Genomic DNA, 25,724 nt, shown 5'->3' with positions numbered 1-25,724 from the left:
TCAGATGTCCAATATGTATTGTAGTCCTACAGTTCCTTGTTCGTCATTTCTGTTTTTCTCCTTGTCATGGAGGGCTACCCGTGGTATACTGGGCGTGCCCTGGTTCGTGGTTGTTCTGGGGTTCTCTTTGCCCTGGTCACTGCTGCAAGCGGTGGCCGGGGCTTTTATTTACCAAAAATCGTCCGGGCTAAATAGCGTGTCTGCGTATGCGTCATAGATTAGCCAGTCATCAACGATTTTCTCAGCGTTTGCAATCTCTCCATAACTGGCGCACTCATCGCAAGTTTCCTGCAAGTGCTGGTCAAGATAGATTCCCTTTAGCTGGTTTATTTGTTCCCGTGTCAAGTCGTGCACTGTAAGCATTTTCTTTCCCTCCCGGCCTGTGGCCTTGCTTTTCCCTGCCGGTTGTGTTATATTGGAGGCGGCCAGATGGCAGGCTCTAACCGCCTCCGCTGGGTCTTAGATAGTCGCTTGCTTGTTCAGGGCTGGGCGGCTATCTTTTTTACTGCTTGGGGATGGCCTCTCGGATAATGCGGGCCGCGTCCTGCGCGTCCTTAGCCGTGGCCTCTACCAGCTTCGCCAGGGTTTCAAGATAGGATGCTAACTCGGTCTGGGTCATGCTATCAATCTCCATTTCCGTTACCTCCTGCCCGGTTGATTTATCAGGGGTTGCCCTCCTGACATGATTATAATAGCATAGTTGCACAACGATAGCAATAGGAAGGTTGCACAAGGTTGCGCAACGATATTTGTTGATAGTATATAGTTGCGCAATGCTTGCCGTGCGGAGTATAATAGAACAAAAGGAGGGGGGCGTATGGGAAAAGCTAGTACACGTGCACAGAATAAATACATCGCCAAGACTTATGACCGAGTGAATCTCACCATGCCGAAGGGCAATAAGGAAATCGTACAGGCCTGTGCAGAGGCCGAAGGGGAAAGCGTCAACGCCTATATCAACAAAGCCATTGACCAGCGGATGGAGCGGGATGGTGCGATAGGCCCGCAGGCGGGCGCCGAAGGGCCGCAGGTGGGCGGGGGTGTCTTTATCCCACCTGATACACTGGAACGTGCCCAGCAGGCCGCAGAGGCTACGGGGGAGGCAATAGCAGACTTTTTGGCCCGTGCAGTGGAAACACAAGCAAAAAGAGATAGGTCTTCTCTAGCAATGGGGATCAGTCCAGCAACAAAGGAAAAAGAGCCAGGGAATTGATTCCCTGGCTCTTATCATAAAGCTATTCCGTGATACAATCGGGGCGGCCCTGGTTTGGTGGTTTCTTAACGGGGCCCGCTCCAATCTAACGTGCTGGTAACACGGGGAGCGGGTTTTTATTTATCCCTTGCTATGTCGGCCCGGATTAACTGCTTGATGTATCCGGCCTTGTTGGGCACGCTGTCGAGTTTCTGGATTATGTCCTGTTCCGTGTTCTTCATCAGTCTAATTGCTATGCTGACGGTGTGCGATTTGTTGTATCGATCTTGCGGGCGTTCTTTTTTCTCGCTTGACATTTTCGGCCCCCTTCGCTATAATATAGGGCAAGAGGGGCGCTCTCCCTGGTGTCAGCAGGAAGGCGGCCAACTTAACAAGTGTAGAGCTTGAAATTGCCGCTTCTTGCTGGGGTCAAGGGGCGGTTATTTCTTTATCTGGTTGCCCAGGGAAATAGCCGCAATCACGAGCATAAGTAGTGCGATGGTTTCCGTTAGGCTCATGGGCTTCCCTCCTTTCGGAGTTGGCCCCGCCCCTCTTGCTTATCTATACTATATCATACGTATTGCAGTACGTCAATAGGTTTTCCAAAGATTTTTTGTTTTGCCCTGGGCCCTCCGGTCTAAGGGAAGGGCCCAGGCGCATAGCATCACTGCGCCCAGCAGACGGCCCACCGTAGGCTTTCCCGGCCCTGGGGTGTCCCCTTGGAGACATCCGGCCATTTTCTGGCGTCGTGGGGGAGGGCTGCGCCCTTGGTATCTCCCGGCTGGGTTCGGTCTGCGGGTCTGCATCCACACGCTAGCGCGATTCCCCAATTCATGGGGCCTCTTTTGTGCCATGCTACGCGGTAACGCGAAGTCAAAAATCATGGGGCGTACACTGAGGGGACACGTTAACGCGCGAAAAAAATACCGGGGCGCGTGTCTCTGTTGGGAAGTGATAAATATGCCTGAGTTATGCCGTTTCTATGGTATCATCATCAACATGCTGTTCTCCGATATGGGGCAGCACAATAAACCTCATATCGACGCGTACTACCAGGACTATGAGGCAAGTATTGGAATCGACAGGGAGTTGCTGGCCGGGAGTATCCCGTTGAAACAGTTGAAGTTGATACAGGCATGGCTTATTTTGCACGAGGACGAACTTTACGCTTGCTGGAACAAAGCCGTGCAGAATATCCCGTTTGGGAAGATCGAGCCGCTGAGGTAAGGAGGGAGTCACAATGTATGTGTTGGATGGAATCGCTTATGCTGGCGAGACGAAAAAGAAGCTGTCTGTAATCTGCGCCCGTCCGCTGGACGGATACAGGCTATTGGTGCGCTTCAGTACAGGGGAATCCGGCGGGTTTGATTTGGAGACGATGCTGAACACTCCAGCCTTTGCGCCTTTGAAGGACAAGGCTGAGTTTGATCGGGTGTATATCGACTTTGGTGCTCTGACATGGCTAGATGGCGAAGCTGACCTTGCCCCGGAGTATGTGTACGAGCATACCGCACTCGAAGAAGAACAAAAGCGGGCGTAGGAGATGGGAGAGCGTCGGGCTGACTCATTCCTGTTTTGTGTTGGTGAAGATACGCCCGTAGAGCGCGGGTGTAAAAGGAAAGCTCACGAAGTTGATTTTGCCGTAGGGCGCGGCAAACGGAAAATAAAGAAAGTTCAAAAGAAGAAGCCGCTTTCCTCGTCACAAGACAGGGAAGCGGCTATTTTGTTGCGATTTGTGTTCCTATCCGGGGTGTTCTACTCCAGATATGTGGGGTGTCCTGAGATCGAGGAAAAGGCAGACAGGCCCTAGCCACCGCTCACAGGATTTGAGAAAGTCCCACCCAGCGTACTCAGACCACAGAATTTCTTGACACTCCCCACGTCTAAATCCGGGGGATTCTCGGTTCGCTGACCACTGCCTGCCCATGCGAGGTCTTACACGGTCTCCCCGAGCATTAGGTTCGGGCGTGCCCCGCCCTACCAAGAGGTTATTTTATGTAGAGAGCTCGGCGCCAAGCAGGCGCAAGCCTTCTCGGTGGATATTGATTGCAGCATTCAGGTCTCGGTCGTGATACGCCCCACAGGAGGTGCAGACCCAGTCCCGAACGTCCAAGTCCTTCGTTACGGGGTTCTTCGTGCCGCAGACGGAGCAGAGCTGGCTCGACGGGAAGAACCGGTCGACAGAGACCACTTCTTTCACGTACCATGCCGCCTTGTACTCCAGCTGCCGGCGCAGTTCGCCCCAGGAGGCGTCCGCAATCGACCTTGCCAGTTTGTGGTTCTTGACCATGTTCTTCGGGGCCAAGTCCTCAATGCTGATTAGATCATAGTCCCGGACAAGGGCGGTGGACAGCTTGTGGAGCATATCCGTCCGCTGGTTGGTGATGTGTTCATGGAGCCTCGCCACCTGCAGTTTGGCCTTCTCCCACCGCTTGCTCCCCTTTGTTTTTCGGGAGAGCTGGCGTTGAAGACGGGCAAGTTTCTTCAGGTTTTTGGCAAGATGCTTGGAGTTTGGATAGGTGGTGCCATCAGAGAGGATAGCTAGGGACTTGATTCCAAGGTCGACACCCACTGTTTCACCGGTAGAGGGAAGACTTGGAATATCGACATCGGTACAGCATAGGGCCACATAGTATTTCCCGCTTTGGGCTCTCGATACCGTAGCCGACAGGATGCGACCGCGGACTTCCTTGGAGACGCGGCACTTCACAGCGCCCAGCTTGGGCAGCTGGATTGCGCCGTCCAACACCTTGATGTTGGTCCCAACACATTTAGACTTATAGCTCTGCCGATTATCGTGTTTACTCTTAAAGCGGGGATACCCTGGCTTCTTCCCTTGCTTGACCCGGCGGAAAAAGTTCTGGAAGCCAAAATCCAGGCCTTTCAGGGAAGATTGCAGGGCGGTGGCATCCACTTCCCGCAGCCACTCCAGGGACTTCTTCAACTGGGTCATATCCGCAGAGCACTGATTGTAGTTTATCGTAGCTTTGGACTCCGTATAGACCTGCTTCCTTAGCGCGAGGTAGTGGTTGTAGACGAACCGGCAGCACCCAAAGGTGCGTAGTATTTGATTCTCTTGTGCCCAGTTCGGATAGAGCCGAAACTTATATGAATATTCCACGTTTTACATCACCACCCCTATTATACCAAGTCATTTTACTCCGTGCAACCGAGGTTGGGAGTACGGGAGAATAAGGTGTGGCTTATATCCCCATAGCTAAAGCAAGGGGTTTTACGCCACGCATGATAATATATTCTTTGTATTCACGGCCTCGTTCGGTCAGATAAGTCGTTTTCTCAAACATGGATTTCACCAGCGAATTTTCGCTGATGAGATTTTCTATGGATTGTGTCACATGCTGGTGTTGCTTTTTGAAGTCTTTTGCGACGTTGTATTTTGTTTTGCGACATGGTTGATAGTTATGCTATAAGATAGTGCCCCTTCCAATTGGAAGGGGCACTTCTTCTGTGCGCTTATTGAGTTTCGTTGATCTTTTTTAGAATGAGTTCCAATTTACCTCTGTCCCACAAAATTACATTAGTCGCCTTGGCAAGCTCTATTGCGCCAGCGCTGAAATATCGGTTCGTAATGACGCACCCAACATGAAGTTTATAGTATCGGAGCCCTGCATAAATTTCTTGTATTGGAGTATTCCCGATATCGACAGAATAGCACTTGCACTGGAATCCAAACAGCACATCTTCTTTCTTTGCGATAATGTCTACGCCCTGGTCCCCGCTTCCTGGTGTGACCTCCACATCTTCATACCCAATAGAACGGAGGATAGAAGCGCACCAATACTCGAAAGCAGTTCCATCCATCCGGTCAACGTCTTGTAATGAACTGCTATGTAGGATATGCACATCATCTGATAGGCGGGATATAATTTTAGATACGGTTACTTCCTCTAAAATATAGGGATAGGAAAGCAATTTCTTCCGAAGAACCTTTTCCCATTCTTCTTCTGTAATGAAAAATTTTCTGTCTCCGCTGTCCCCTGGTCCGCTGATAACCCCGGCCGACTCCAGACGGTCCATATAGGTTGCTGCCTGTGTGTATCCAGCCCCTACGCTTCTCTGTATGCTCCCAACACTAATCCCACCGTCCCTGAAAAATCCGCGGATAGCTTTGTCCAAGTGGTCAACAAATCTCCCTTCTGCAAAGTGCTCCAAAATAGGAGGCTTCCCGTCTTCTGACATCGGCAGTGAAATCTGGATATCACCGATAGCCTTTTCTGTGGGGCTCCCCTGTAAAGGGGTATGAATTTCAGAATGGTTTTCCGTGTAGGCTTCTGGTTCATTCAAAATTTGGCCCGCATCGTCGTTATATAGCTTCCCGGCTGGTTCACCAGTTGAACCATTCTTTGTGCCATTTCCTTTCCGCTTGACTACCCCCAATAGGGCAATGCATAAAGTACTGACAATGGCTATAAGAACAGCCAAAATGAAAACAAAAATCTCAGTTGAGATCATATCTTTCCCCTCCCACCATCAGCAGTATAGCACACCGCAAAGAAATTGTCGAAATATTTTCCAGAAAGGTATTGACTTGTAGCGCGATACATGGTATTTTTGTTTTGCGCTACAATGGAGGTGAAAAGATGCCAGCCGAAAGCAGAGCGGAGTATTTTCGTGAGCGGAGAAAAACTAAAAAGCAGTTCTCGGTATTGAGTGACCGGAAGCTCGTCGAAGCACTGGAAATAAAATTAAAACGCCAAGGGAAGTCAAAGACGAAATGGTTTGAGGAGAAAGCTAACGAGGAACTCTCAAAAGAATGCAGAGGGGGCGGTTCAACGTCGCCCCTCTAATAAGAACAGGGGGAGAAAAATGAACTTGGCTGAATTTAAGACCTGTTCCGAAGAGTACCTTGCCTCATACGGGAACATGTCAAGGAATACACAGGATCAGAAGCGCCGGGGCGTGGAGAAGTTCATACGCTTCATGGAGAGCGAAGGACGGCAGGAGATTGACCAGAAGGCCATTCTGGCCTACCGAAAAAGCCTGCTGGGATATTCCAGAAACACCTTTGCGCAGTATATATCCCGGCTGAATACGGCGCTGGAATGGATGGTAGAGTCCGGGATGTTGGACAAAAACCCAATTTCGAAGAAAATGCGCATGTCTGAGAAATACATTTCTGCAAAGTCGGTGTTGAGCGCCGACGATATACGCCGCATATTCTCAACCAGTACATCGTCCTTTGGGCGAAAGCCGGTTTATATAAGGAACCGAGCTATGACGATACTCCTATTGACCAGCGGTGCAAGAGAGTCGGAGATGCTGGCATTAACACCGGCTGACCTGAACTGGGAGGAAGGGTATGCAACCATCCGCAGCGGTAAGGGAGGCAAGGGACGTACAGTACCCTTCATTCCCTATGCGCAGATGGTCATGCACACATATCTGAACAAAGCCAGGCCGAAGGAGGCGGTAGATAAAGACCCCATCTTCGTCCAAAAGAACGAAGGAGGCGGCTTCAAACCCCTGTCTCGAATAACAGCTATCTATGGTATAAAGAGCTATGTGGAGGCCATGACCGGAAGGGAGGATATCACCCCCCACTCTCTGCGACATACCTGTGCCTCAATGCTGGTTTCCTCTGGAATGAACCCGAAAGAGCTACAAATGCTCTTGGGACACTCCAGCCTGGACATGACACAGCGATATGCCCAGATGCTCAAACCGCAGACGGAGATTGCGGCGGAAACCAGAAAGGTGTTTGAAGGGATACTGGAAACGACCCCCGGCCTCGCATAGGAGACCGGGGGCCACTTCTGTTCAAGACGGATTCTCGATGTTGTAGAGGATCTGCACCAGTTCCTCGCGGGTGGCTGGCTTCTTGTATTTCTTGTTCCCGGCCTGATCGCCGGAGATGATGTTTTGACCCTCGGCCCAGATCCGGGCCTCCTTAGACCAGTCAGACGGCTCCTTTTTGGAGAGCACAGTGTCCAGCCTGGCAGCAAGGGCCTCAATGTCAGCGTCGGTCAGTTTAGAGATGTCCATATCGTCGTCCTCCTCGGCTTCGGTTTTGATGGTGGTCGCCTTACTGGCATAATCCGGCAGGCAGTAGCCCCGGATATAGCGGCCATTGATGGGCACGGTACGGGTCGCCACGGCCTCGCCCTTGTTGCCCTCATAGATGGTCATGGTGTTGCTGTTGACCGCCCCGACAAAGCCCACATGGTTGGGATTGGCGGTCTGGTCGGTGGTGGCATAGTTGTCCCCGTCCTTCCAGCAGTACATGAGGATGTCCCCGATGTCGGGCCGGTAAGCGTCGTCCTCCATCCAGCGCCCTTTAGCCTTGTACAGCGCGATCATGCGAGAGCAGGAACACTCGCCCAAGATAATGTCGGACAGCCCCGCCTGCATCCCGGCGGCGGTGACTGTGGCGGCACACCACTCGTCGGTGTACTTTACCTTGTAGCCCCTCGGGAGGGGTTTCTGGGTGTTATACAGGTCGATGATTTTCTTGTGCTTGCCGTTGGCCTCAGACCAGCCAATCCAGCCCTGCATGATGGAGACAACGCTTTGCCTAAGCTCCTGCTCAGTTGCCATTGCCCAGCGCCTCCACTTCCTTCGCCTGCCTGTACAGCTCATTGTGGAGCTTGAGCACGGCGGCCTCGATGGCATTGTCCAGGGCCTCGGTGTCCACCTTGAAGCCCTTGGAAGTGAGGAACTGTACCACATAGGCTTTCTTGGCGTCTCCATCAAGGGAATCGTAGAGTTGTTCGGCGGCAGCCACGGCAATCTCGACCCATTTCAAGAACTCGTCCATGTTCTCCGCGCCGATCTTCTTTTTGAGCCAAGGCACGGCAAAGGCGGTGATAAGGGCCACGGCCAGAGTGATAACGGCCTGGATGATAGGAGTAATGTCGGTCATAGTATGTACCTTCCTTTCTTAACTTTTTTGTTGCGTTTCTGGTTATGATTTTACTTTTCCCTTCACTTGTTGCGGCGGGTTCTTAACATCTTTAGCAGATTTCCGTTGATTTTCAGTCTGTGTCCTGCTGTTTTTTCTGGCAGGTTCCAAACACAGGCCCGTCGTTGTGTTCAAAGATGTTCTCCACCACTTTCAGAACATTCACGCCTAATATGGTCGTGATTGCCTGCTGGGAAAGTTCAACAATAGGGAAGGGCTGTCCAAGCTGAACGGTGGCGTACAGGGCAATCAGGTAGGACACCGATACCCAAACCAGGGCGGCAATTTGTGTCGTGAGGAACAGGAGCCTGGTCACGGAGCGGAGTTCTTTTTCTCCCTTCCCGCCCACCTTCTTCGCCACGTACACCATAGCCGCTATAAGGGCGGCCACAAGCATCAGAATGGCAACCAGAAGGATACTCAACTCTGTCATTTGAATGCCCCCAATCCAATGGCGGCGGCCACGATACCGAATACCAGAGCAATGACTAGTTTGAGCACTTCTTTGCCTAGCATGTCCCATTTGTGGGCGGGCTTCATCTGCAAGTCGGTGATGGCTTGATTCTGCTTCTCGATAGCGGTGGTAAGTTCTTTCCTGCTGTCTTTCAGGTCTGTTTTGATTTCGCTGGTATCATCGAGGATTTGGGCAAGCTGGTTCTGTGTGACGGCCTGCGCCTTTTCACCAAACTCAAGGCGTTCATAGAACTCCTTATGGTCTTTGCGGTTATTCTCACGGTCAGCCTCCTGCTTTTTGACCAGTTCCTCGATTTGGTGCTTAAGGATTTGTGCCTCGGCGTAGCCGATGCACTCTTTGGAGTGGTCTTGGATACAATTTGGCATGGGTGGCCTCCTACGCTCTGGTGTAACTAAATTTAAAGTTGAACTAACAAGTTATATTGCGTATTGTTGTTTGTCCCGTTGTCGGAAACTTGGGAGTAACCACTTATAACATTCCCGCTGATTATGCAATTTTCTGTTGTGGAATCTAAGTAAACGGTCGGGGTTGGATGTGCGATTGAGCTATATCCAGAAATGTTACATCCGGTTATGGATGCCCCGCTTGATTTGATTAGAGCAACAGCGCCGCTTATATCTGATTCACCTCCACCCGCTCCGCTCAACACGCAATTAGAGATCATAACTTGCAGTGCAAAGGATGCGTCTGAACCGTTTGCATATACGCTTCCGATATTCCCGACCGCCCCTCCGTTTATCTCCAGTGTTGGATAGGTTCCACTTGCCATCATATAAACCCCGTATTGACCCGATACAGAACTAGTAGATAACGCCCCTATGCAGCAACTATTCAAGGTAAGAGAAGTGCCCGTGGAATAAACGCAATGATAGTTTGCTTTTATCGAGCAATACGAAAACGCTGTATTTCCACGTGTGACAACTCCAACGCGGTTTACAGAGGAACTGTCTAGGGTCAAATTCAAAAATGCGGTTCTATTATTTCCGCAACTAATTGATGCTGAAGAAATGGAACCGACCGCTCCCGTCCATTGGCGTGTATCTTTAATAACCGTTGCGCTACGGACGCCAGCAAAAGAATACGGAGCTCCAAATGCCCCTCCGCCATAAATAGTTACATCGTTATTGACGGAAACACTGCCACCCAAATTGTATGTTCCAGGGAGTAAGCAGACATACCCTATGTTTTTAGCTGCAACAATAGCTTTGTTTATTTCAACATCATCACTAGTGCCATCGCACAAATAATCGCAGTCTTGAGCAGTCCATCCATTTTGCGAACTCCCCACAACAACAGCCGCCTTTTTATTGGCGGATACTCCTGCGCCCCCTCCTTGATTTGGTACATAAATCCCGCCATCTTTCCCGAAGGTGGCTACATTATCGTTGTCAGAAGAGATTTTTGCAGATATTGTTGTTCCTGCAATAGAGATTCCGTTTCCGCTTATATAGTTAGTGCCAGGGTTTTTATCGAGATTTTCCAATGTATCAGAAATGGCGTTCAGTTCGTCGGCATCAATAGCTGGAGGGCCGCCGTTGACCCAATTAGGGTTTTTATATTTTCCGTCTTTAATGGGCATAAAGTCACACTCCTTCCGGCTGTGTTCCGTCCCCTAATGAGACGGCTATCATGTTTGACATCCCGTAAAAATACTGAACCAGCACCATAGTCCCCACTGGCACATTGGCAAGGGTGGAGACGTATGGGATTTCGAAGATGGTGCTGTCATTCGGTTGCATCACGCCCATAGTGGTGCCGTTGGGGGCGGTCACCACCGTCAGCTTCTTTTGCCGCACACAATCGGCGGTTTCCCGACGCACAGCCTCCACGATTTGCGGCTCCAAGGCCCGCCACACGGCAAGGGCCTCATTTTGTGCGTTCAGCTTGCGTTTTCGCATTGTGCCACCCCCAGTTTCCGCCGTGCGAACTCGGCCATAAGCAAAAATTCTGCCATTCCGTCATCCTCTTTCTTGCATTTTGAAGTCCTGAAAAGGGATACTTCCGGGAACAGCCGCTTGCATACCTGAATGGAACTGTTCTTGTCCCCGGTGATAGAAAACTCTTTCTTCCATTTCTGAGGACGTACCAGTTCAAAAGGAATCTTGTAGGCCCTGAGAACGCCTTGGATAAAGCCGAAGTTTTCCCCAAAGTGAAACATAGAGGTGACTCCCTGCCCAGGCATAGACCCGACGTGTTCCAGACAGCAGATGGAGGCGTGGGGGGCTACCTTGCCCAACATTTCTATGTAGGTGTCCTCGTCAAAGGGAAAGATGGATACGGCCCCATTTTCTAGCAGGGCCAGTGAGCCTTTCTTTCCAGGGTCAACTCCAATGAACGTCATGTGCTCACCTCGCTTGGAAACTTTAGTGTTGCATTATAAAGCCCCGGACTGCCCACAGAAACCGTTGTGCTGGCCGTTTCCTGTGCTCCACTTTCAGGCTTATAGGTGCCCTCCAGTTCCCACTTTCCGTATCCATCCACCGGGAGCTGAAACGTTACCAGTCCATTTGATACGCCCCTCAGAGTGGTGCCGCTTAGTGAGCAGGTCACGACGGCCCCCGCCCGCACGTCACAGGCAATGGTTGCATAAACAAGTGTAGAGGGCAGGGGATAAGGGGAAGCCGCCGGGAAGTCGTTCACGCTGGTGCAGTCAATAGTCATCTGCCCGTTCTGTGCGATAGGCCGGGAAAAGCCGGTGACCAGATGCCGCTCTACCGGACTCCCCGGCTTGTCCGTCCGGGTAATAGTTACTAATTCATTTTCTACCAGATGAAACAACTGGGAGGACTGAATGGTCACAGACTTTTTCAGAACGGAGTTCTGCTTCAAATACCACTCCGCGAGTTCTTGACATTGTTCATCGGCGTAGTAGCAGGTTTCCTCGAAGACCTTTGTGCGCAGGCCCATAAGATCTATGTTGGTGTCAGAGGACGGATCTTGATTTATCGCCCGCCCGGAGGGGACGTGGTTACCATTCAGCGCCACACCGTTGACGATAATATCATTGAATACCTCTGTGTTCTTGACGGCATAAGTCGCTCCTAGGAAATCCACCCGCTGGGGGGAGAACTCCCACTGGATTGGCTTGTCTGCATCCGATATGTCCTCATAGGCGGCATCCACCCGCAGGTGTCCCGCTTGGTCGTACCCAATCCACCCAACCAGCATCTTGTTCATCTCCAACAAGAGGGTAGAAAGGGTGTTGCTTCGGTTGTCAAACCGGGCCGTGTATGGCGTGTTTGTCCATGGGACTATGCGTCCGTCCGTCAATTTTACCGTCTTGCCATTATAGTAGGTCGTGAAGATTGGGGCCATGTTATCGATAGGCTGTCCGTTTCCTCTATCCCGTAGAAGCAGTTGGGTAATGGCGTTGAAGATATCCTCATTGATTTCAATGAGTGCCCAACCCTCCAAGTTGCCGAACAGCGTCCCGTCCAGATATGCCCACTTGTCAACTAGATTGTACCGGGCAAGGCGCTGGTTGGGCAGAAAGGTTTCCTCCGGGTCTTTGACGTAAAACACGCCTTGGGGTAGATAGAAGTCTGTCCCGTCGGGCAGAACAAGGCCCTCCATCAATCTGATCTGCTGTCCAAACCAGACCTTGTTCACGTTGTAGTCATAGGCCCCGTCCAGGTTGGAGAGTGTTACAGTTGCTTGCCGTCGCATCCCATTTTGTAGGTTAACTGACAACTCCCCCTCCTGAATGAACGCCCCGGAACGGGGATTGTGGGGGTTGTTGTCAATGGAAAAGGCTAGAGAGCCGTCCGGTTGCAGGAAGTCCAGCCGGGCCAGCTTGTGGAACTCTCCCCGCACAGCGGAGAGATATTGGAGATAGCGTTGCGGGGTTACGACCGGCACGGAGAGGTCACTTCCTTCCTGCTGAGCGGAAAACAAAAATCCCGCCTCTTGATTTGTCGTTGACAAACCTGGGCAGGATGGTATAATAAACATAGAAGGGCGCTGTTGCGACGGTTAGCTCTCACAGTTCAATCGGATTAAACCGCTGACTGCTCGTGCCACCGGGCAGTCAGCACGCTTTTGGGGATATGTAGATCATCACCGCAAGGATGATGATGAAACACACCAGGAAGCGCAGGGCTTTCGCCCAGCGTCCGTTTCCCATCGGCCTCACCCCCTTTCGGGGGGAGTAGCTAACCGCCTTTTATGCAACAGCGCCCCCTCCCGTTTCCGGGAGGGATTTTATTTTACCATTTGGCGCTGTGGTTTGTCAATTTGTGTAGAACTTAGCCGTTCAGAATGGTGCTGGCCTCGTCGCTGGTGATCTGCCCCCGGCTTGCGGCCATGCTCACCAGAGCGGCGCTCCAAAGACCTCTCTCATAGTTCCGCTTCACCCGCTGGAAAGCGGCGGACTCAGTGGGGGTGGCGCTGGCCGTCCGGGCCACGGACATGGTGCTCAACTTCGCCACGGCAGGCTCCGCTTCCTCCGGCATAGCCATAAGCACCTGCGCCTCCAATGCGGCGGCGGTGCGCTCCTCGATGGAGGGCTGGTCAGCGCCGGGCGGGTGAAGTTCGAAGTCCTCGATGGCAGCAAGGTAATCCTCGTCCGTCTCACAGCTAGAGAAATCGGCCCCCATCTCCATGTAGCGGTCTACCGTGGCCTGAAATTCCATTGCCGCCCCGCCGTTGATGGTGCCACTTGTGATGATCATTTTCACGCCGGGCAGATCGGCCCAAGGATACTTTGCAAGCCATTCGGCGGCGGTGAATTTGTGGCCCGACGGGGTGAAAATATCGGTTTTCTTGTCCCAAATTTGATAGCGCATCTGAAAACTCCTTTACTTTATAGTGTAAACATCAACGGTAGATATAGGTCCTTGAGAAGTTGATCCACCTGCAAACAGAGCGTAGTCGCCAATTGAAACGGCACTAAGATTATATCTCCCAACACTCAGCGGTGGAGGAGTGGTTTTAGTTAAGTCAATATTATATGAGTCAACAGTTGCAGAGTTACTACGGCCACCCCCAAATAAAACATACTCCCCGATACTAGTAGCGGAAAGGTATGTTACAGGTTTACTTAATGAAGCAGGGATTGTTCGCGTAAGATCGGAATTATATGCATCGACAGCATCAAGCATTTCGGTATTTTTGATATTTCCACCGCCGAAAAGTGCATATGCAGTGTTGGAAGATGCGGCAAGACCTGCTCTTCCAACACTTAATTCTGTTGGGAGCCCATGTGTAAGATTTTCGTCGTATGAGTCTGCGTTGGAGAGATAATTACCGCCAACAATTCCACCACAAAAGAGAGCATAGCCTTTAATATTTGTGGCAGCAAGAAGGTATCTATATTCGCTTAATTCTGTAGGCGTTGACCGAGTTAAAGTCGCATCGTATGCTGTGCGGTCGATTCCAGTCCCGGTTCCACCCATGAAAAGTGCATAATCTCCGACTGATGTTGCTGCGAAATCATATCTTTTCCCGTTTAATTCCGAAGGAATGTTTTTTATCAAATCTTCGTCGAATGCCGTTGCTGCGGATGTAAAAGTATTAGTTGCCTTGCTTTTCCCACCAGCGATTATAATATATTTTCCAACTTTAGCCGCTTCAGCTCTTTCTACAGCTTCAACGAGCCGTGGAGCGATTATGCGGGTAAGTTCAGCATCATAGGCATTTACAATATCTGTTTGAGTGGCACTATTGCTGGTGGTAGCCATACCACCAGCAAATACTCCATATTTCCCGTTTGAAGCGGAAGCCATGCCAGTATTCTTGACGCTAAGATCTTCGGCAGTTCCATGGTACACAAGATTTCCGGGGCCAACGGCTAGTTTGACTTTATATGAAGGGAGAACTTCTATTGATACACTATCCGTTCTTCCTTCCAGTGTTGCGCTGACTATCCATGTCCCGCCCTTTGTCAAAGTAAGGGAAACAACCCCATTCATAGAGATACCCGTCAACTCGGTTTCGCCGTTGATAGCTTTGACGGTTGCGCCGGTTTCTGCGGTTACGGTGAGCGGGACAGCGAAATCACTGCCGCTTCCCGCATAAGTCCCCGTCACGCCGAAGATGGACACGGCCTCCTTGATGTTCTCCGGCACAAGGTTTGTGTCGCCCTGGATAGTCTGCGCCCCGGTGAGGTACACGTTGGGCTGGATGGTTTGAGCCATGGTGCTGGGCGTGATCGTCTGAGCTCCCTGCACAGGGAGTTGGTTCGTGGCAGACTTTGTTCCGCCCGCCACGAATCCCTCTGTCTGCTGGGCTTGGGCAGTGATAAGGCCCTCTGGGCTGACAGAAATGGTGGGAACGGTCTGTTCTACCGTGGGAATTGCCTTTGCAATGTTGGGGCCGTAGTAGCCACTGGGGACGCTCACGGATGCGCCTTGAATCGTCACATCTTCTGCGGTCTTGGTTGGAATGCTTCCTGTGATCTGCTCCCCATTGACCCATGCAGTTTTCCCAGAGAGAATGTCAACGGCTTCTGCTGTGCCGGGGGTCTCGCTTGCAACAGTTGGGGCAGTCACCTTGCCCTGCCCGTTGTGATAACCAGCCGGGATGATGTACTTCTCCCCGGCGGTCAAGTCCTTGCTCACGGCCCCGTTGTTGGGCATTGTACCAGTCAGGGTTTCGCCGTTCTGTCCGATGGACTGCTTGCCGGAGATAATTTCTCCAGCGTTGGCGGGGTTGGCCAGCGTGGGTAGTTCTGTTCCCTCGCTGGTCACGGTGCCTTTGCCCGTGTGGTAGCCCTTGGGGATGGTGTAGGAACCGCCGCCCTGGATGATCACGGCCTCGGCGGGGTTATCCGGCATCGTGCCCGTGACAGGGTTCCCGTCCTCACCATAGAATTGTTCGCCCGTCAACACGTCCGCTGCCGTGCCCGGTTGAGACAGGGGAGGCAGGGACGGGGCGGCTTCGATGATGTAGGTGCCGGGGCCGGGGACTTGAAACTCTACCTGTGCCATGAAAAAGAATCCTCCTTCCTGTCCGCACTACGGGACTACTTTTGTTTCCTCGAACTCGCTCCCCTGGGATACTGTGATGACGGTACCAGATGGAGCGGCAATAATAAGTGTGGCGTAGACCTCCGTGATGACAAGCCCCACGTAGTATGTCACGCCCTCTGCCATGGTGATGGTCTCGCTGGCCGACGAGCCATCCCGCATAGCCGTCACCGTCCAATCGCCCGGCGTGGCGGGCTGGTAGGTGATGTAGCCGTAGCAGACTTCTGTATAGCTCTCCTGCCCATTGGTCAGGGTTACGGTAGACCCAAATGGGGCAGTCACAACGATTTTGGTCACGGTCTCGCCACTGTCCGGCTCCTGCCCGGTGGTGCTGTCCCACGCCCCGTCACCCGGCTGGCAGATGATGGAGATACCGTCCGCCGCTCCCACCTCAGCCCACGGGAAAGAACCGAAGTAGGGCTGGGGGACCATCGTGTCCCCGGTCTGCATGGACACGGCAGCATTGGTTTGAATGCGCCAGAGATTACCCTTCCTGTCCCGCAGGAACTTGGGATTGTTGCTGACAGACAGGTTATAAAGGGCCTCTGCCATATCCACTGTGTCGATGTACTGATTCAGTTTCATGTCCACCCGTCCGATGTAGCCGGTCAGGGTAGAAGATTTGAAGTTGTAGGAGGATGGCTGTCTCAGCGGGTAGGGTGTGAAATTTTGAAGCATGGATGGGGCATTGTTGTTGCTGATACTGTCCGTGCTTACACTGTTGCGAAACAGGTGCGCTTCCTCCAGATGGTATGTTCCGTTGGAATCTACCGAGCAGTCCAGCACGGTCCAGTTCCAGAACATAGGTGTGACCGGGTTGGAGATCAGCGGGGCAGATACATAAGTATTTGTCCCCAACACGAACACATAGTAGGTATAGGTGGATTGATTGCGGAACCCCTCATCCACCAATGTGGAACTGCCGATACCCACATTCGCTACCAGTTGCAGTCGCCGGTCACCCTTTTTCAGCCGGTAGACTGCTGCGCCGGTGATGCTGTCGCCGGACGGAGTAATGTTGCCGCCATTGATGCCGGTTCCGTTGAAGGTTGCCAAAAACCAGGTGTCCAGTGTCCAGCTCGGTTCAAACTCGAAGTTGGTCAACAGGTCTCCCAGCAAAGCGCCGGAAACCTCACCGCCGCTGACCATGATGTAGTCACACCGCTGTTCTCCATATAGGGTGATAGATTCGATATCCGGTTGGACCCACGTCAGCGGATAGGTGAACCGCTCCCAGGATACATCCCCGCCCATAGGATAGAGCGTGGCGGATGGGAAAAGGACGGAAGATGGATAAAGCCCGCCTTCCTGCACCGGATAATACATGTGGAGTTCACGGGGCGTTAGTACCATGCGGATTGTATAGTCCACCAAAAGGTGGGGTATCTCCACAGAGGCCAGCACCGCACCGTCCAGGATCAGAGAAATCAAGTGCGGTTCAATGGAGAGGGACAATGTATGTCCATCCCCGGTGATCCGCCAGACAGGAGAAGTGCCAGTCAAAGGTACGATGCCCGACCATGCAAGCGACCAGGGTGTAGGGATGTTCATCGGCTCCCCATTTCGCTCGTCCCAGGTAATGCTTGACCCTGCGGGCAATCTGAGCTGTCCGCCGGTCAACTGATGAGGCCCGGACGGCTTTCCGTTGATATAAGAGATGCGGGGCCACTGGATAATTACACCTTCCAGCGGGGATACACAGGCATCCACATAGCCTTTCATATCGGACACGTCATACTGTGCCGTGAAGTTTTGCCAGCCGGTAGTAGCCTGTACGCCGTTCTCTGTCTGGATGGTCAGCCGCACGGAATAGGCTGTATTGGTGAATAGACCATCGTAGGTGACTTGGATGTCCTCGGTGCCGTAGATGTACCCGCTGTCCTCAATCGGGCTTTCCGGGTCGTCCTGGAGGGCCAATTCCCACCGGAACCAGTCCAGGGTGTCGCCTTGGGCCTGGGTATAGGAACCGGTGAAGGTCACACTCCGTGATGTGACGGTGGCCGGTACACTGACGGTCACAGCCGGATTTGTCCGTGTCAGGAAAAAGGAGGGGGATAACTGCTGAATGGAACCGCCGTTCCACCATTGTGTGATCAGCATCTTGTACCCGCTGGAGAAGCCGTTGGACAGGTTGGTCAGCCGATTTGCAGGGATGGTGACCTGGAAGTAGTTCACATCACCTGTGGAGGTCATACCGTAGAAGGGGTGCTGTAGGTTTACACGATCGCTGTTGTAGACGAGTTTGGAGGCGGTAGTGTTTTCGTAGATTTTGATTTGATAGGCGGTCATGGCTGAGGAGCCGTTGACCTGCCACGATACGGTGAGAGGCTGCGTCACATCCACCACGCCGCCACCCACGCCCGCGAAGGAAGACGGGAAAATATTGGTCGGTTGATATAGCGCCACTGGCTCACCTCCAGCACAAACAAAAAAGGGACCACTGTCAACTGCATTATACAGTCAACAGCGGCCCCAAATGGCCCCTCTATGCCATCAATTCGGCACAGGTATCTTATTATTTCTTATTTTACCGCTTTTCCACTCAAATTGCAACAACTTTTGTCGGGGGAAAATCAGTAGTTACGGTGTAGTCCCAGCAGAGAAAGGACTTCTGACAAGGGGCGGTCAAGCATACTGTCCCCGATCTCCACGCCGTTGATAAATGTCTGATGGGAATAGTTGCGGTTATCGTTGCTGGTGGACCTGCCCGGCTCCATTCTGGTGTCCTGGGCGTATCGTTCCGCCGCTCCGAACATGATGCCCATGTCCCGTACAAAGCGGTCAAATTCCTCGTTTTTGACTGGATTGAGCACATCGGATGCCAGAACAGGGCTGAGCACCATTTCTGGTGTGTCCGTCCCCTTGACCATCATGCCCTTGCCACGAGCGATGCCACCCTGGTCAAACAGCCAGTCTCCACTCCGGTTATACCACTTCCAATCGTCTGGATCAGAAGTATATGGTATAGAAACTGCGCCATACGATACGGCTAGTCGGTTGGCTTCCTGAAACAAGGAGCGCTTTTCAGAGTCGCTGGCATGCATGGCGTTCATTCGTAGCTGACTGATTTGATTGTTAGCGTCTACCATAGAGTTCGTAGAACCAGAGCCAGAACCAGACGCTCCAGTGGAGGACCCGCCCGAAGCAGGGCCGCCAGAGGCGTTTCCAGACGAAGATGGCGTGTCGAACAGCTTGTTTCCGTACTTATCCCACCAAACACCATTGTGGTCACGATGCGCACCAATGCTGGTGCCAAGCTGATAGTTCAGTTTATCATAGTAGTCGGCTGTTTCCTTGTCGCCCCGCAGAGTGGCATCCCACCACTTCTGGGCATTCTGCTTCATCTGGTCAATGATGTTCTGGTCGTTCTGGCCTCCTCCTCCGGCCTGACCGCTGTCAATGCTAGAATTGAAATCGCCAAGCGCCACGCCCATGTCCCGGAGAAGGTCCGTGATGTTATCCACTTGGGCTTTCATTTCAGGAGTGCCATACTTGGCGATGTCAGAAAGGATTTCTTCGATGGATCGGACATCCTCGGTCATGGAATCCTGAATGTCGCTCCAGCGCTCGGCCCATGCGTCGTACTGTTCTTGTAGAGTTTTTACCTTATTTCCCCAGAACTCGATATCATCATCGTAGGCTTCCTTGCGTTTTTCGTAGTATTCTTCCCATGCCTCGATTTCCTTCTGGTTGGCCTCAATCAGATCGTTGTAGTGCTCCTCCTGAGCTTCCTTCTCCTTCTCCCAGTAGTCAATCTGGTCCTGAATGTAATCCTGCCGGGCCTCACTCTCCTTTTCATAGGCATCAATTTGTTTATTGATTAACTCCTTCTGCTTTTCTAATGCTTTGATCTGGTCTTCTAAGTTGGAAATGATTTTGTCGTGCGCCTGCTGCTCCTTCAGATCTTCTAGCTCTTTCTCTGCATCTTCTTTGGCCTGCTCGGCATCCTCTAAAGCGTCTTCGGCATCCTGAATAGCCTGCTCATCAGCTCTCCAGCCCCATACACCATCTTTTAAAGTATAGATAGTACGCTCGTTTTTGGCAGTTTCGAGATCGAGCTGGGCCTGTTCCAGGTTTTTGATGGCTTCCTGTAAAGCCAATTCTTTTTTCTGGAGAGCCAGCGCAGCTTCCTCACGTTCTTTCTGCTCATTCCACTTCTCGTTTTCTTTATCGAGTTGATCATTTAGATCGTCCAGCCGGTCGTTAATGCCTGGAACGTACTCGCCGATTGTTCCGTCTGGGTTGACCGTGTAGTAGCCCTCGATTTCCTTGTGCAGAGGATCAGTCAGGGCCTCCAGTGCATCCCGTTCGGCCTCAAGCTGTTCATTCAGGTCATCCAGCTTTTCCTCGATGGGTTCTAGAACTTCCTCTAACCTGTCCTGCCATTCCTCGATCTGCTCTTGCAGAGGCTCGATTTTATTTTGGAGTTCTTCATCAAGTTTTTCTACGGCCTCATTGAACTTGTCCAACATGTCCTGGGCATCGTCAATTTCATCCTGGAGTTTGTCGAACTCTTTATTGACGGCAGCCTCCAATTCAGACCAGAGTTCATCCTGGATATTGGAGATAGCGTCCTCGTCGGAGTAGATTTGGTCTTGAATACTCCCAATCCGCTCATTGTTGATGCCGTTGATATTCGTCGACTGGAGAGCCTGCAGGGCTTTCTTGGCCTCGTTTATCCTCTGGGTATAAATCTCTATCTGCTGGCCTGCTGTGCCAGTGGTGCGCTCCAGGGTACGAATCTGTCGGTCGGATTCTGAGATGTAATCTTCAAAGGCTTTGGTCAGGGAATCATAGACCGATTCGAGCTGCTCCTGGTAGTCCCACCATGCGTCGGAGAGGTCTTGGATTAGGTCGTCCGTCTCGTCATAACCCATGGAGCGGTAGTAGGCGGCAAGGTCGGCCACCTCCTGCTGCATGGCTTTGTACTCTGCAACAATTTTCTCATTGTCAGCGACAATCTCCTCAACACTCCGGTCGGCCCGCTCCCGATTCTTCCTGAAAAGGTTAAGCTCCCACTCGCGGTCATTGTTATTCTCCATCAGATCATCGTGCATTTCCTGATAGATAGAAACTACCTCATCTGCGAGATCATGATACATCAACTTAAGCTGCTTGATTTCGTCGGAGGTATCAGATAGGCCCTTAGCGCGGAACTGATTCGCCGTTTTATGAATTTCAGCTTGAGCAGCCTGGATATTAACAATACGCTTCTGGTAGGAGTTCTTTTCTTCCTTTTCAAGCAAAGTATTGGTGTCCTTAGTACGGGAAACTAAATCTTTTAGACGGTCGATTTCCTCCTCATACCAAGATTTAGAGGATGTACCTTTTCCTGACGATCCACCTCCGGAGGAAGAATCAAAGGAAAGGGAGGGAATTTCGATTGCGGACGATAGGATGTCCATAACGTCGTCCCAATAGTCCGATACTACGCCGTTGGAATTTGTGCTTGGTTTCTGTTGCCCAAATTCGAAATATTCGCCTTGACCTATTCCATTTTTTTCGTTAAGGAGGTCGGTCAAACTCTTAGATTTCATTTTATCCAGGGATAGGGCTTGAGCAGTAAGCATGGATGCTTGGGCCACTGTGAAAGCCTCTACTTCTTGACCGTAGATCTTTTCGCGGTCATCCTTTCCTTTATCTGCGTTTTTGGTCATCTGCTCCTGAATACGGCGGTTTACTTCTTCCTTAAGCTCCTCCAGAGTTTGGTAGTTTTCAAGGTCGGTTATGCCCAGCTCGGCTAGTTTGGAAACAATGTTTGTATTTGTGAGAATTGTATTCTTGTAAAATTCTTTGTTAGACATCATCTTTTCAATGATGTTCTTTTTGTACTCGTTGGTTGTATTGTTGTACTGAGCAGAAAGGGCCTCTTGGAGTTCCTGCTCAGACACCAAACCGGCCAGATACTCATAGAGAAGGCCAGTCAGCTCCGGAAACTGTTGAATCAGGGAATCAACTGTTCCAATGGATAGCTTCCCGTTCTCCGAAAGCTCGTCCTGGGCGCTGTCCAAGGTGCTCAGAGCGGATTCAAGTTCGTTTAGGGTGTCCGAAAGGGCATCGGCGGCTGCCTCCATCTGCTCTATTTCATTTGATGCATCTTCTACATTGTCGCCAAACAAAATTGCCTCTCCGCCAGCACCGGAGAAATACTGCGCCAGATCTTTGAGTGTGTACTCACCGCTCTCTAAGAGTGCATTAAGCACTGGAAATTTGTCGATAAGGGTCTGGATTTCGCTTTCAGTTACTTCGCCGTCCTCCCGCATTTGGGTAAGCATATCATTGAACTCGGTATGTGTGGCAGAGTCCATTGCAGAGGTTAAAGACTCAATCTGGGAACGGAGCGACATGGCTGGGGCGATTGCGGCAAACAAAGAATCGGCAATTTCTTGCCAGTAAGCAATATCTTCCTCATTCGTCAGGTTGCCGATATAGCCTTGCATTTCGTTGTAGAAGCTGATTGCCATTTCATCGGCGTTAGCAATCCGGTTCTCCAGTTTATCGAACTGCTTTAGTTCCTCCTCACTCCAGGTACTCTGATTGCTTCCGTGCTCAGAAAGGAACTCTTCCTTCTGTTTATTGAGATCATCCAGACGGCCAGAAATATAATTTGCCTGACCTTCAAAGCCGTCCAAGGCACCGGCTATATTCATACTGAACTGGCGGAAAAAGTCATTTAAGGCTTGACTGTTTCCGCCGAAAAGCTGGTCATAAGCAGACGAGAAGAATCCAGTCAGAAAATTTACATCAGAGGTCTCAGAAAAACCTTTGCGTAAAGCGGTGTTTGCCTCTTCTGCAAGCTGCCTTTTCTTGGCCTCCGCCAATTTCTCTTGAAGTATGATCTGGCGTTCTAACGAAAAGTTCTGTTCGTTAAGAAGGTCAAGTTCCTCCTGATCGTTCACAGTAAAATCGCCGCTAGATTTTAGACTGTTGAGTTCATTAAGTCGGTCGGTATTATCCTTGTATTGGTTCTCCAGTGACTCCAGAGTTGTTGTAGCATCTTGATATTCAGCAGAGAGAGCATCGACCTTCTCCTTTTGCTCTTCGGCGCTGACCGTCAATGCGTCAATGACAGTGACAAGAGTATACAAAACCGTCAAAGCAATTCCAATTGGCCCTAGGGCAGTAGTAATAGCACTCCCAAGTCCCTTAAAACCTGCGGTGAGTTTCCCGACTTTTGTGGTGGCATTGCCTACGTCGTCAAACACAGTGAGGAATCCTTTGAACTTTCCAAGAAATGCAGCACCGCCTGTTGTAGCGGCGAATCCAGCAAAGGAGGCATTGAGAGTTGCTATTGCTGCTGCTACTACCAGAATATTGCCAACAGGGGTATTAGCAACCTCCATAAGCGCATTTGCGATATCCAATATTCCCTTGATTGCATCATTGGCCTGGAAGGAGGCCACGAGTTCTACCCACTGATTCTTCAGCCGGTTTGTCTTTGCCTCCCAGCTATTCAGGTAGATGTCCAACTCCCGGTCAGCGCTGCCTACACTGTCAGCGTAGGTATCTAGCATCTCTTCGTACATGTCATAATTGGAGATAAGAGCTTGCAGTTGGTTAGACCGTACCTTTCCGCCCAGAGAGGATACGACTTCCTGGAGCTGGACTTCGCTGATAAGTCCCTTTCGGTACTTGTCGGAGAGTTCCCCAATGACATCCATGGGGTTCCGTAGCTGCTCTACACCGTCCTTGTACTCGCGGGTTGCAACGTTCAGATCGCCCAGAGCGGCGGCAGTGGCCTTAATCTCATCCTCTGTCCAGCGTTCACCACTCGCTTCATCAATAGCAATCTCGGTAGACCCCTGGATGTTCAAAATCAGGGCACGGAGGGCGCGGGCGGCGCTGTTGCCAGACTCTTGAGTGACGGCAGTGATCGTGCCGATGGCCGCCATCGTTTCTTGAACCTCCATACCGGCCTGTGCGGCCAGAGAGGAGACAATGCCCATACCACCGGCTAGTTTTTCAACGCTGGTGGCGTAGTTGTTGGAGATCTCGTTGGCTCCATCCAGAACTTTTGTCAGTTCAGAGATATTTCCCTTGTATTTATAGGCAGCATCAACCGACAGAAGAAATTGGTTGGCGGTAGCCTCCTGCACATCGCCCACTTTCTGCGTTTTTACCGAAAGTTCGCCCAGTTCATCAGATAGAGAACCATAGCCAGCCTGTGCCCATTTAGTAACAGAAGCCAAGTAGTCCGAAGCGGCGATACCAAGGGAAGACCCTACTTCATATGCCTTTTCAGAGAGGTTTTCCATCTCGCCAGCAGTGGCGCCCATAACCTTTTGAATGTTGACCAACTCGGTATCAACAGCCTTTAGCTCGTCGAGTGCAGACTGTAATAGTGTAATTGGGGTAGATATCAAAGTGTTTATAACATGCGAAAGGAGCATGTTTTTAAACATGTTTCCAAATTCGGAACCGACCTCTTTGGCGGCAGAGGATGTTTTATTTAGTGCAGAAACAGCATTTTGGCCCAGAGAAGAAAACCCACGATCCATTTTATAAACAGCGCCCGTAGCGGTATCAATGGAGTAGGTAAATTTGTTTACATCCCCGTTTGTTTTTTGGGCCGCAACAGAGAACTGCTGGAAGGTGCTTTCACCCACCTTTACGGATTTGGTTGCGGAGACAGTTGCATTTTCCAGCTTCTCTACATTGGTTATGTAGTCCTGTATGCTGTTGGTCCCAAAATCATTTCTAACATCGACACGATTCCCGGTCTCGGAACCGATCTTTTTCTCAACGTCAATAAAGTATTTGGCGCTTTCTGCGGCTGACTTAAATTCATTTGAAACCCCAGTTAAGGCGTCAATCTGATGCTGAAGGGGGGTGGACGTAACTTCCCCAGTTGCCTGTCCCAAACTGCGAGCTTTCGTCTCTGCCGTTTCATATGCGGCTGCCAGCCGGGCCGCTTCGGTCGCCAAAGTTTTCTCCGCTAGAAGAATTTCCTGGGAGGTAGTGGCAAGCCGCAACTTCTGGTTTACTTGCTCAGTCACGGAAGAAAGGTACTTTTTCGTTTCATTGATGAGCTTATCGAAAGAACTGGTATCTACGGTCAGCTTGACATTACTGTTTTTGTGCAGGCTATCCATTAAGGAATCCATTGTCCTCAACCGGGATTCAATATCTTTGGCTGCGTCAAGGGTCACTTTTAAAGTAACAACTTCATCAGGCATTTTAAAATCCTCCTATGATTTTTTGGTTGCTGTAAAAATAGGAAAGTAGTATAATAGTCTCATCAAAACTCGGGCGGCGGATACCCCTAAATTCATTTATGGGGAGGAGCCGCCCTGCCTCCCTTCCGTATTGAGATTTTAATCGTTTTGTGGTATAATTTTACTTAGAAACGGGGTGAGAAAATGGAGTATTCGTATAAGTTCCGTCTATATCCAAACAGTGAACAATGTGCTATGATTGCTCGGACGTTTGGTTGCGCCCGGTTCGTTTATAACCACTTTCTCAACCTCCGCAAGGAAACCTATAAGGCAAGCGACGAAACCATCAACTACGTCAAATCCTCCGCTATGCTCACTCAATTGAAGAAAGAGTTGATTTGGCTGAAAGAGGTTGACAGCATACCCTTGCAGGAATCTTTGCGCGATTTAGATTTTGCCTATCAAGGCTTCTTCCGCCGCGTGAAGAAGGGCGAAAAGCCCGGCTTCCCACGCTTCAAAAGTAAGCGGGATAGGCGGAAGTCCTACAAGACTAAACAGCATGTTGCCAATGGGAAGCCGACTATTTATGTTGATGGTAAGCACATCCGCCTACCCAAACTTGGCCTTGTGAAGTGCCGTATCTCAAAAGAGGTCAAGGGCCGCATACTCTCCGCCACTGTCAGCCAGAACCCATCTGGGAAATACTTCGTTGCCTTGTGCTGTACCGATGTGGAAATCGCCCCACTCCCCAGCACCGGGGCGGTAGTCGGCCTCGATATGGGATTGAAGTCATTTGCTATTACCTCCGATGGTGTGGATTACGAAAACCACCGCCACCTGTGCAAGAGCCAGAAGAAACTGGCCCGGCTCCAGCGGCAGCTCTCCCGAAAAACAAAGGGGAGCAACCGCCGGGAGAAAGCACGGGTCAAAGTGGCGCGGCTCCATGAGAAGGTAACGAACCAGCGGAACGACACCCTGCACAAACTGTCCACCGCCCTTGTCCGGGACTATGATCTAA

At 51.1% G+C, this 25,724-nt stretch carries 22 protein-coding genes and 1 pseudogene; 6 read left to right on the top strand and 17 right to left on the bottom strand.

Annotation, left to right across the window (positions count from 1 at the left end):
- Positions 1-502 precede the first annotated feature (502 nt).
- Entirely contained in the window at positions 503-634 is a 132-nt protein-coding gene (locus tag HMPREF0372_RS21000) for a hypothetical protein (RefSeq protein ID WP_007489672.1), read from the bottom strand.
- Between the two features lie 183 nt (positions 635-817).
- Here HMPREF0372_RS21000 and HMPREF0372_RS20505 point away from each other — a divergent pair, with 183 nt between their 5' ends.
- Positions 818-1,213, top strand: a complete 396-nt coding sequence (locus HMPREF0372_RS20505; RefSeq protein ID WP_007489671.1) for an Arc family DNA-binding protein — start codon at positions 818-820, stop codon at positions 1,211-1,213.
- A 116-nt stretch (positions 1,214-1,329) separates the two neighbouring features.
- Here the strand turns inward: HMPREF0372_RS20505 and HMPREF0372_RS05560 are convergent, their stop codons facing one another.
- Complete coding sequence (locus HMPREF0372_RS05560) at positions 1,330-1,509, bottom strand: hypothetical protein (RefSeq protein WP_007489669.1); 180 nt, start codon at positions 1,507-1,509, stop codon at positions 1,330-1,332.
- 643 nt (positions 1,510-2,152) lie between these two features.
- Here HMPREF0372_RS05560 and HMPREF0372_RS05555 point away from each other — a divergent pair.
- Positions 2,153-2,419 carry a DUF4160 domain-containing protein gene (locus tag HMPREF0372_RS05555; protein ID WP_007489666.1) on the top strand — a complete coding sequence of 89 codons (267 nt, stop codon included), beginning with the start codon at positions 2,153-2,155 and terminating at the stop codon, positions 2,417-2,419.
- Between the two features lie 13 nt (positions 2,420-2,432).
- A complete protein-coding gene (locus HMPREF0372_RS05550) occupies positions 2,433-2,732 on the top strand; it encodes a DUF2442 domain-containing protein (RefSeq protein ID WP_007489664.1) in 300 nt (99 codons plus the stop codon).
- A 453-nt stretch (positions 2,733-3,185) separates the two neighbouring features.
- Here the strand turns inward: HMPREF0372_RS05550 and tnpB are convergent, their stop codons facing one another.
- The 3 genes and pseudogenes from tnpB to HMPREF0372_RS18675 all read right to left on the bottom strand — a co-directional run bounded on the left by tnpB (position 3,186) and on the right by HMPREF0372_RS18675 (position 5,665).
- Positions 3,186-4,313 (bottom strand): IS200/IS605 family element RNA-guided endonuclease TnpB, encoded by a 1,128-nt coding sequence (tnpB, locus tag HMPREF0372_RS05545; RefSeq protein ID WP_007489661.1) that lies wholly within the window; start codon positions 4,311-4,313, stop codon positions 3,186-3,188.
- A gap of 82 nt (positions 4,314-4,395) precedes the next feature.
- Positions 4,396-4,572 (bottom strand): annotated as a pseudogene (locus tag HMPREF0372_RS21320) (hypothetical protein); the annotation flags it as partial.
- A gap of 94 nt (positions 4,573-4,666) precedes the next feature.
- Entirely contained in the window at positions 4,667-5,665 is a 999-nt protein-coding gene (locus HMPREF0372_RS18675) for a restriction endonuclease (protein ID WP_007489660.1), read from the bottom strand.
- Between the two features lie 128 nt (positions 5,666-5,793).
- Here HMPREF0372_RS18675 and HMPREF0372_RS05535 point away from each other — a divergent pair, with 128 nt between their 5' ends.
- The gene (locus HMPREF0372_RS05535; RefSeq protein WP_039996756.1) at positions 5,794-6,000 is read left to right on the top strand and encodes a hypothetical protein; all 207 of its coding nucleotides are present in this window, start codon (positions 5,794-5,796) and stop codon (positions 5,998-6,000) included.
- A 19-nt stretch (positions 6,001-6,019) separates the two neighbouring features.
- On the top strand, positions 6,020-6,949 hold the full coding sequence (locus HMPREF0372_RS05530; RefSeq protein WP_007489659.1) for a tyrosine-type recombinase/integrase: 930 nt from the start codon (positions 6,020-6,022) through the stop codon (positions 6,947-6,949).
- Between the two features lie 21 nt (positions 6,950-6,970).
- Here HMPREF0372_RS05530 and HMPREF0372_RS05525 read toward each other — a convergent pair whose 3' ends face one another.
- From HMPREF0372_RS05525 to HMPREF0372_RS05475, 12 genes are all read right to left on the bottom strand, one after another.
- Positions 6,971-7,747 carry a CHAP domain-containing protein gene (locus tag HMPREF0372_RS05525; protein WP_007489658.1) on the bottom strand — a complete coding sequence of 259 codons (777 nt, stop codon included), beginning with the start codon at positions 7,745-7,747 and terminating at the stop codon, positions 6,971-6,973.
- Positions 7,737-8,072, bottom strand: a complete 336-nt coding sequence (locus tag HMPREF0372_RS05520; RefSeq protein WP_007489657.1) for a phage holin, LLH family — start codon at positions 8,070-8,072, stop codon at positions 7,737-7,739. Before HMPREF0372_RS05520 ends, HMPREF0372_RS05525 begins: the two co-directional genes overlap by 11 nt.
- 112 nt (positions 8,073-8,184) lie before the next feature.
- Positions 8,185-8,544 (bottom strand): hypothetical protein, encoded by a 360-nt coding sequence (locus HMPREF0372_RS05515; RefSeq protein WP_007489656.1) that lies wholly within the window; start codon positions 8,542-8,544, stop codon positions 8,185-8,187.
- The gene (locus HMPREF0372_RS05510) at positions 8,541-8,951 is read right to left on the bottom strand and encodes a hypothetical protein (protein WP_007489654.1); all 411 of its coding nucleotides are present in this window, start codon (positions 8,949-8,951) and stop codon (positions 8,541-8,543) included. Before HMPREF0372_RS05510 ends, HMPREF0372_RS05515 begins: the two co-directional genes overlap by 4 nt.
- Positions 8,952-8,983: 32 nt before the next feature.
- Positions 8,984-10,165: a hypothetical protein gene (locus HMPREF0372_RS19630; protein WP_007489653.1), complete on the bottom strand. Its 1,182-nt coding sequence runs from the start codon at positions 10,163-10,165 to the stop codon at positions 8,984-8,986.
- A 4-nt stretch (positions 10,166-10,169) separates the two neighbouring features.
- The gene (locus HMPREF0372_RS05505; RefSeq protein ID WP_007489652.1) at positions 10,170-10,484 is read right to left on the bottom strand and encodes a hypothetical protein; all 315 of its coding nucleotides are present in this window, start codon (positions 10,482-10,484) and stop codon (positions 10,170-10,172) included.
- The gene (locus tag HMPREF0372_RS05500) at positions 10,466-10,927 is read right to left on the bottom strand and encodes a RuvC family protein (RefSeq protein ID WP_007489651.1); all 462 of its coding nucleotides are present in this window, start codon (positions 10,925-10,927) and stop codon (positions 10,466-10,468) included. The genes HMPREF0372_RS05505 and HMPREF0372_RS05500 overlap by 19 nt, the downstream gene beginning before the upstream one ends.
- Entirely contained in the window at positions 10,924-12,444 is a 1,521-nt protein-coding gene (locus HMPREF0372_RS05495; protein WP_155116973.1) for a hypothetical protein, read from the bottom strand. The genes HMPREF0372_RS05500 and HMPREF0372_RS05495 overlap by 4 nt, the downstream gene beginning before the upstream one ends.
- Before the next feature lie 386 nt (positions 12,445-12,830).
- Entirely contained in the window at positions 12,831-13,370 is a 540-nt protein-coding gene (locus HMPREF0372_RS05490) for a hypothetical protein (protein WP_007489648.1), read from the bottom strand.
- Between the two features lie 12 nt (positions 13,371-13,382).
- Positions 13,383-15,512 (bottom strand): Kelch repeat-containing protein, encoded by a 2,130-nt coding sequence (locus HMPREF0372_RS18670; protein WP_007489646.1) that lies wholly within the window; start codon positions 15,510-15,512, stop codon positions 13,383-13,385.
- Between the two features lie 27 nt (positions 15,513-15,539).
- Positions 15,540-17,957, bottom strand: coding sequence for a hypothetical protein (locus tag HMPREF0372_RS05480; RefSeq protein WP_007489644.1), 2,418 nt, complete (start codon positions 17,955-17,957; stop codon positions 15,540-15,542).
- Between the two features lie 167 nt (positions 17,958-18,124).
- Positions 18,125-24,727: a phage tail tape measure protein gene (locus tag HMPREF0372_RS05475; protein WP_007489643.1), complete on the bottom strand. Its 6,603-nt coding sequence runs from the start codon at positions 24,725-24,727 to the stop codon at positions 18,125-18,127.
- 183 nt (positions 24,728-24,910) lie between these two features.
- Between HMPREF0372_RS05475 and HMPREF0372_RS05470 the strand changes: the two genes are divergently transcribed.
- Positions 24,911-25,724 (top strand): RNA-guided endonuclease TnpB family protein (locus tag HMPREF0372_RS05470; RefSeq protein WP_039996754.1); only part of this gene is annotated, 814 nt, incomplete at its 3' end.

The organism is Flavonifractor plautii ATCC 29863, assembly GCF_000239295.1.
Classification (GTDB): domain Bacteria; phylum Bacillota; class Clostridia; order Oscillospirales; family Oscillospiraceae; genus Flavonifractor; species Flavonifractor plautii.
This window is presented reverse-complemented; position numbering and strand designations above follow the sequence as displayed.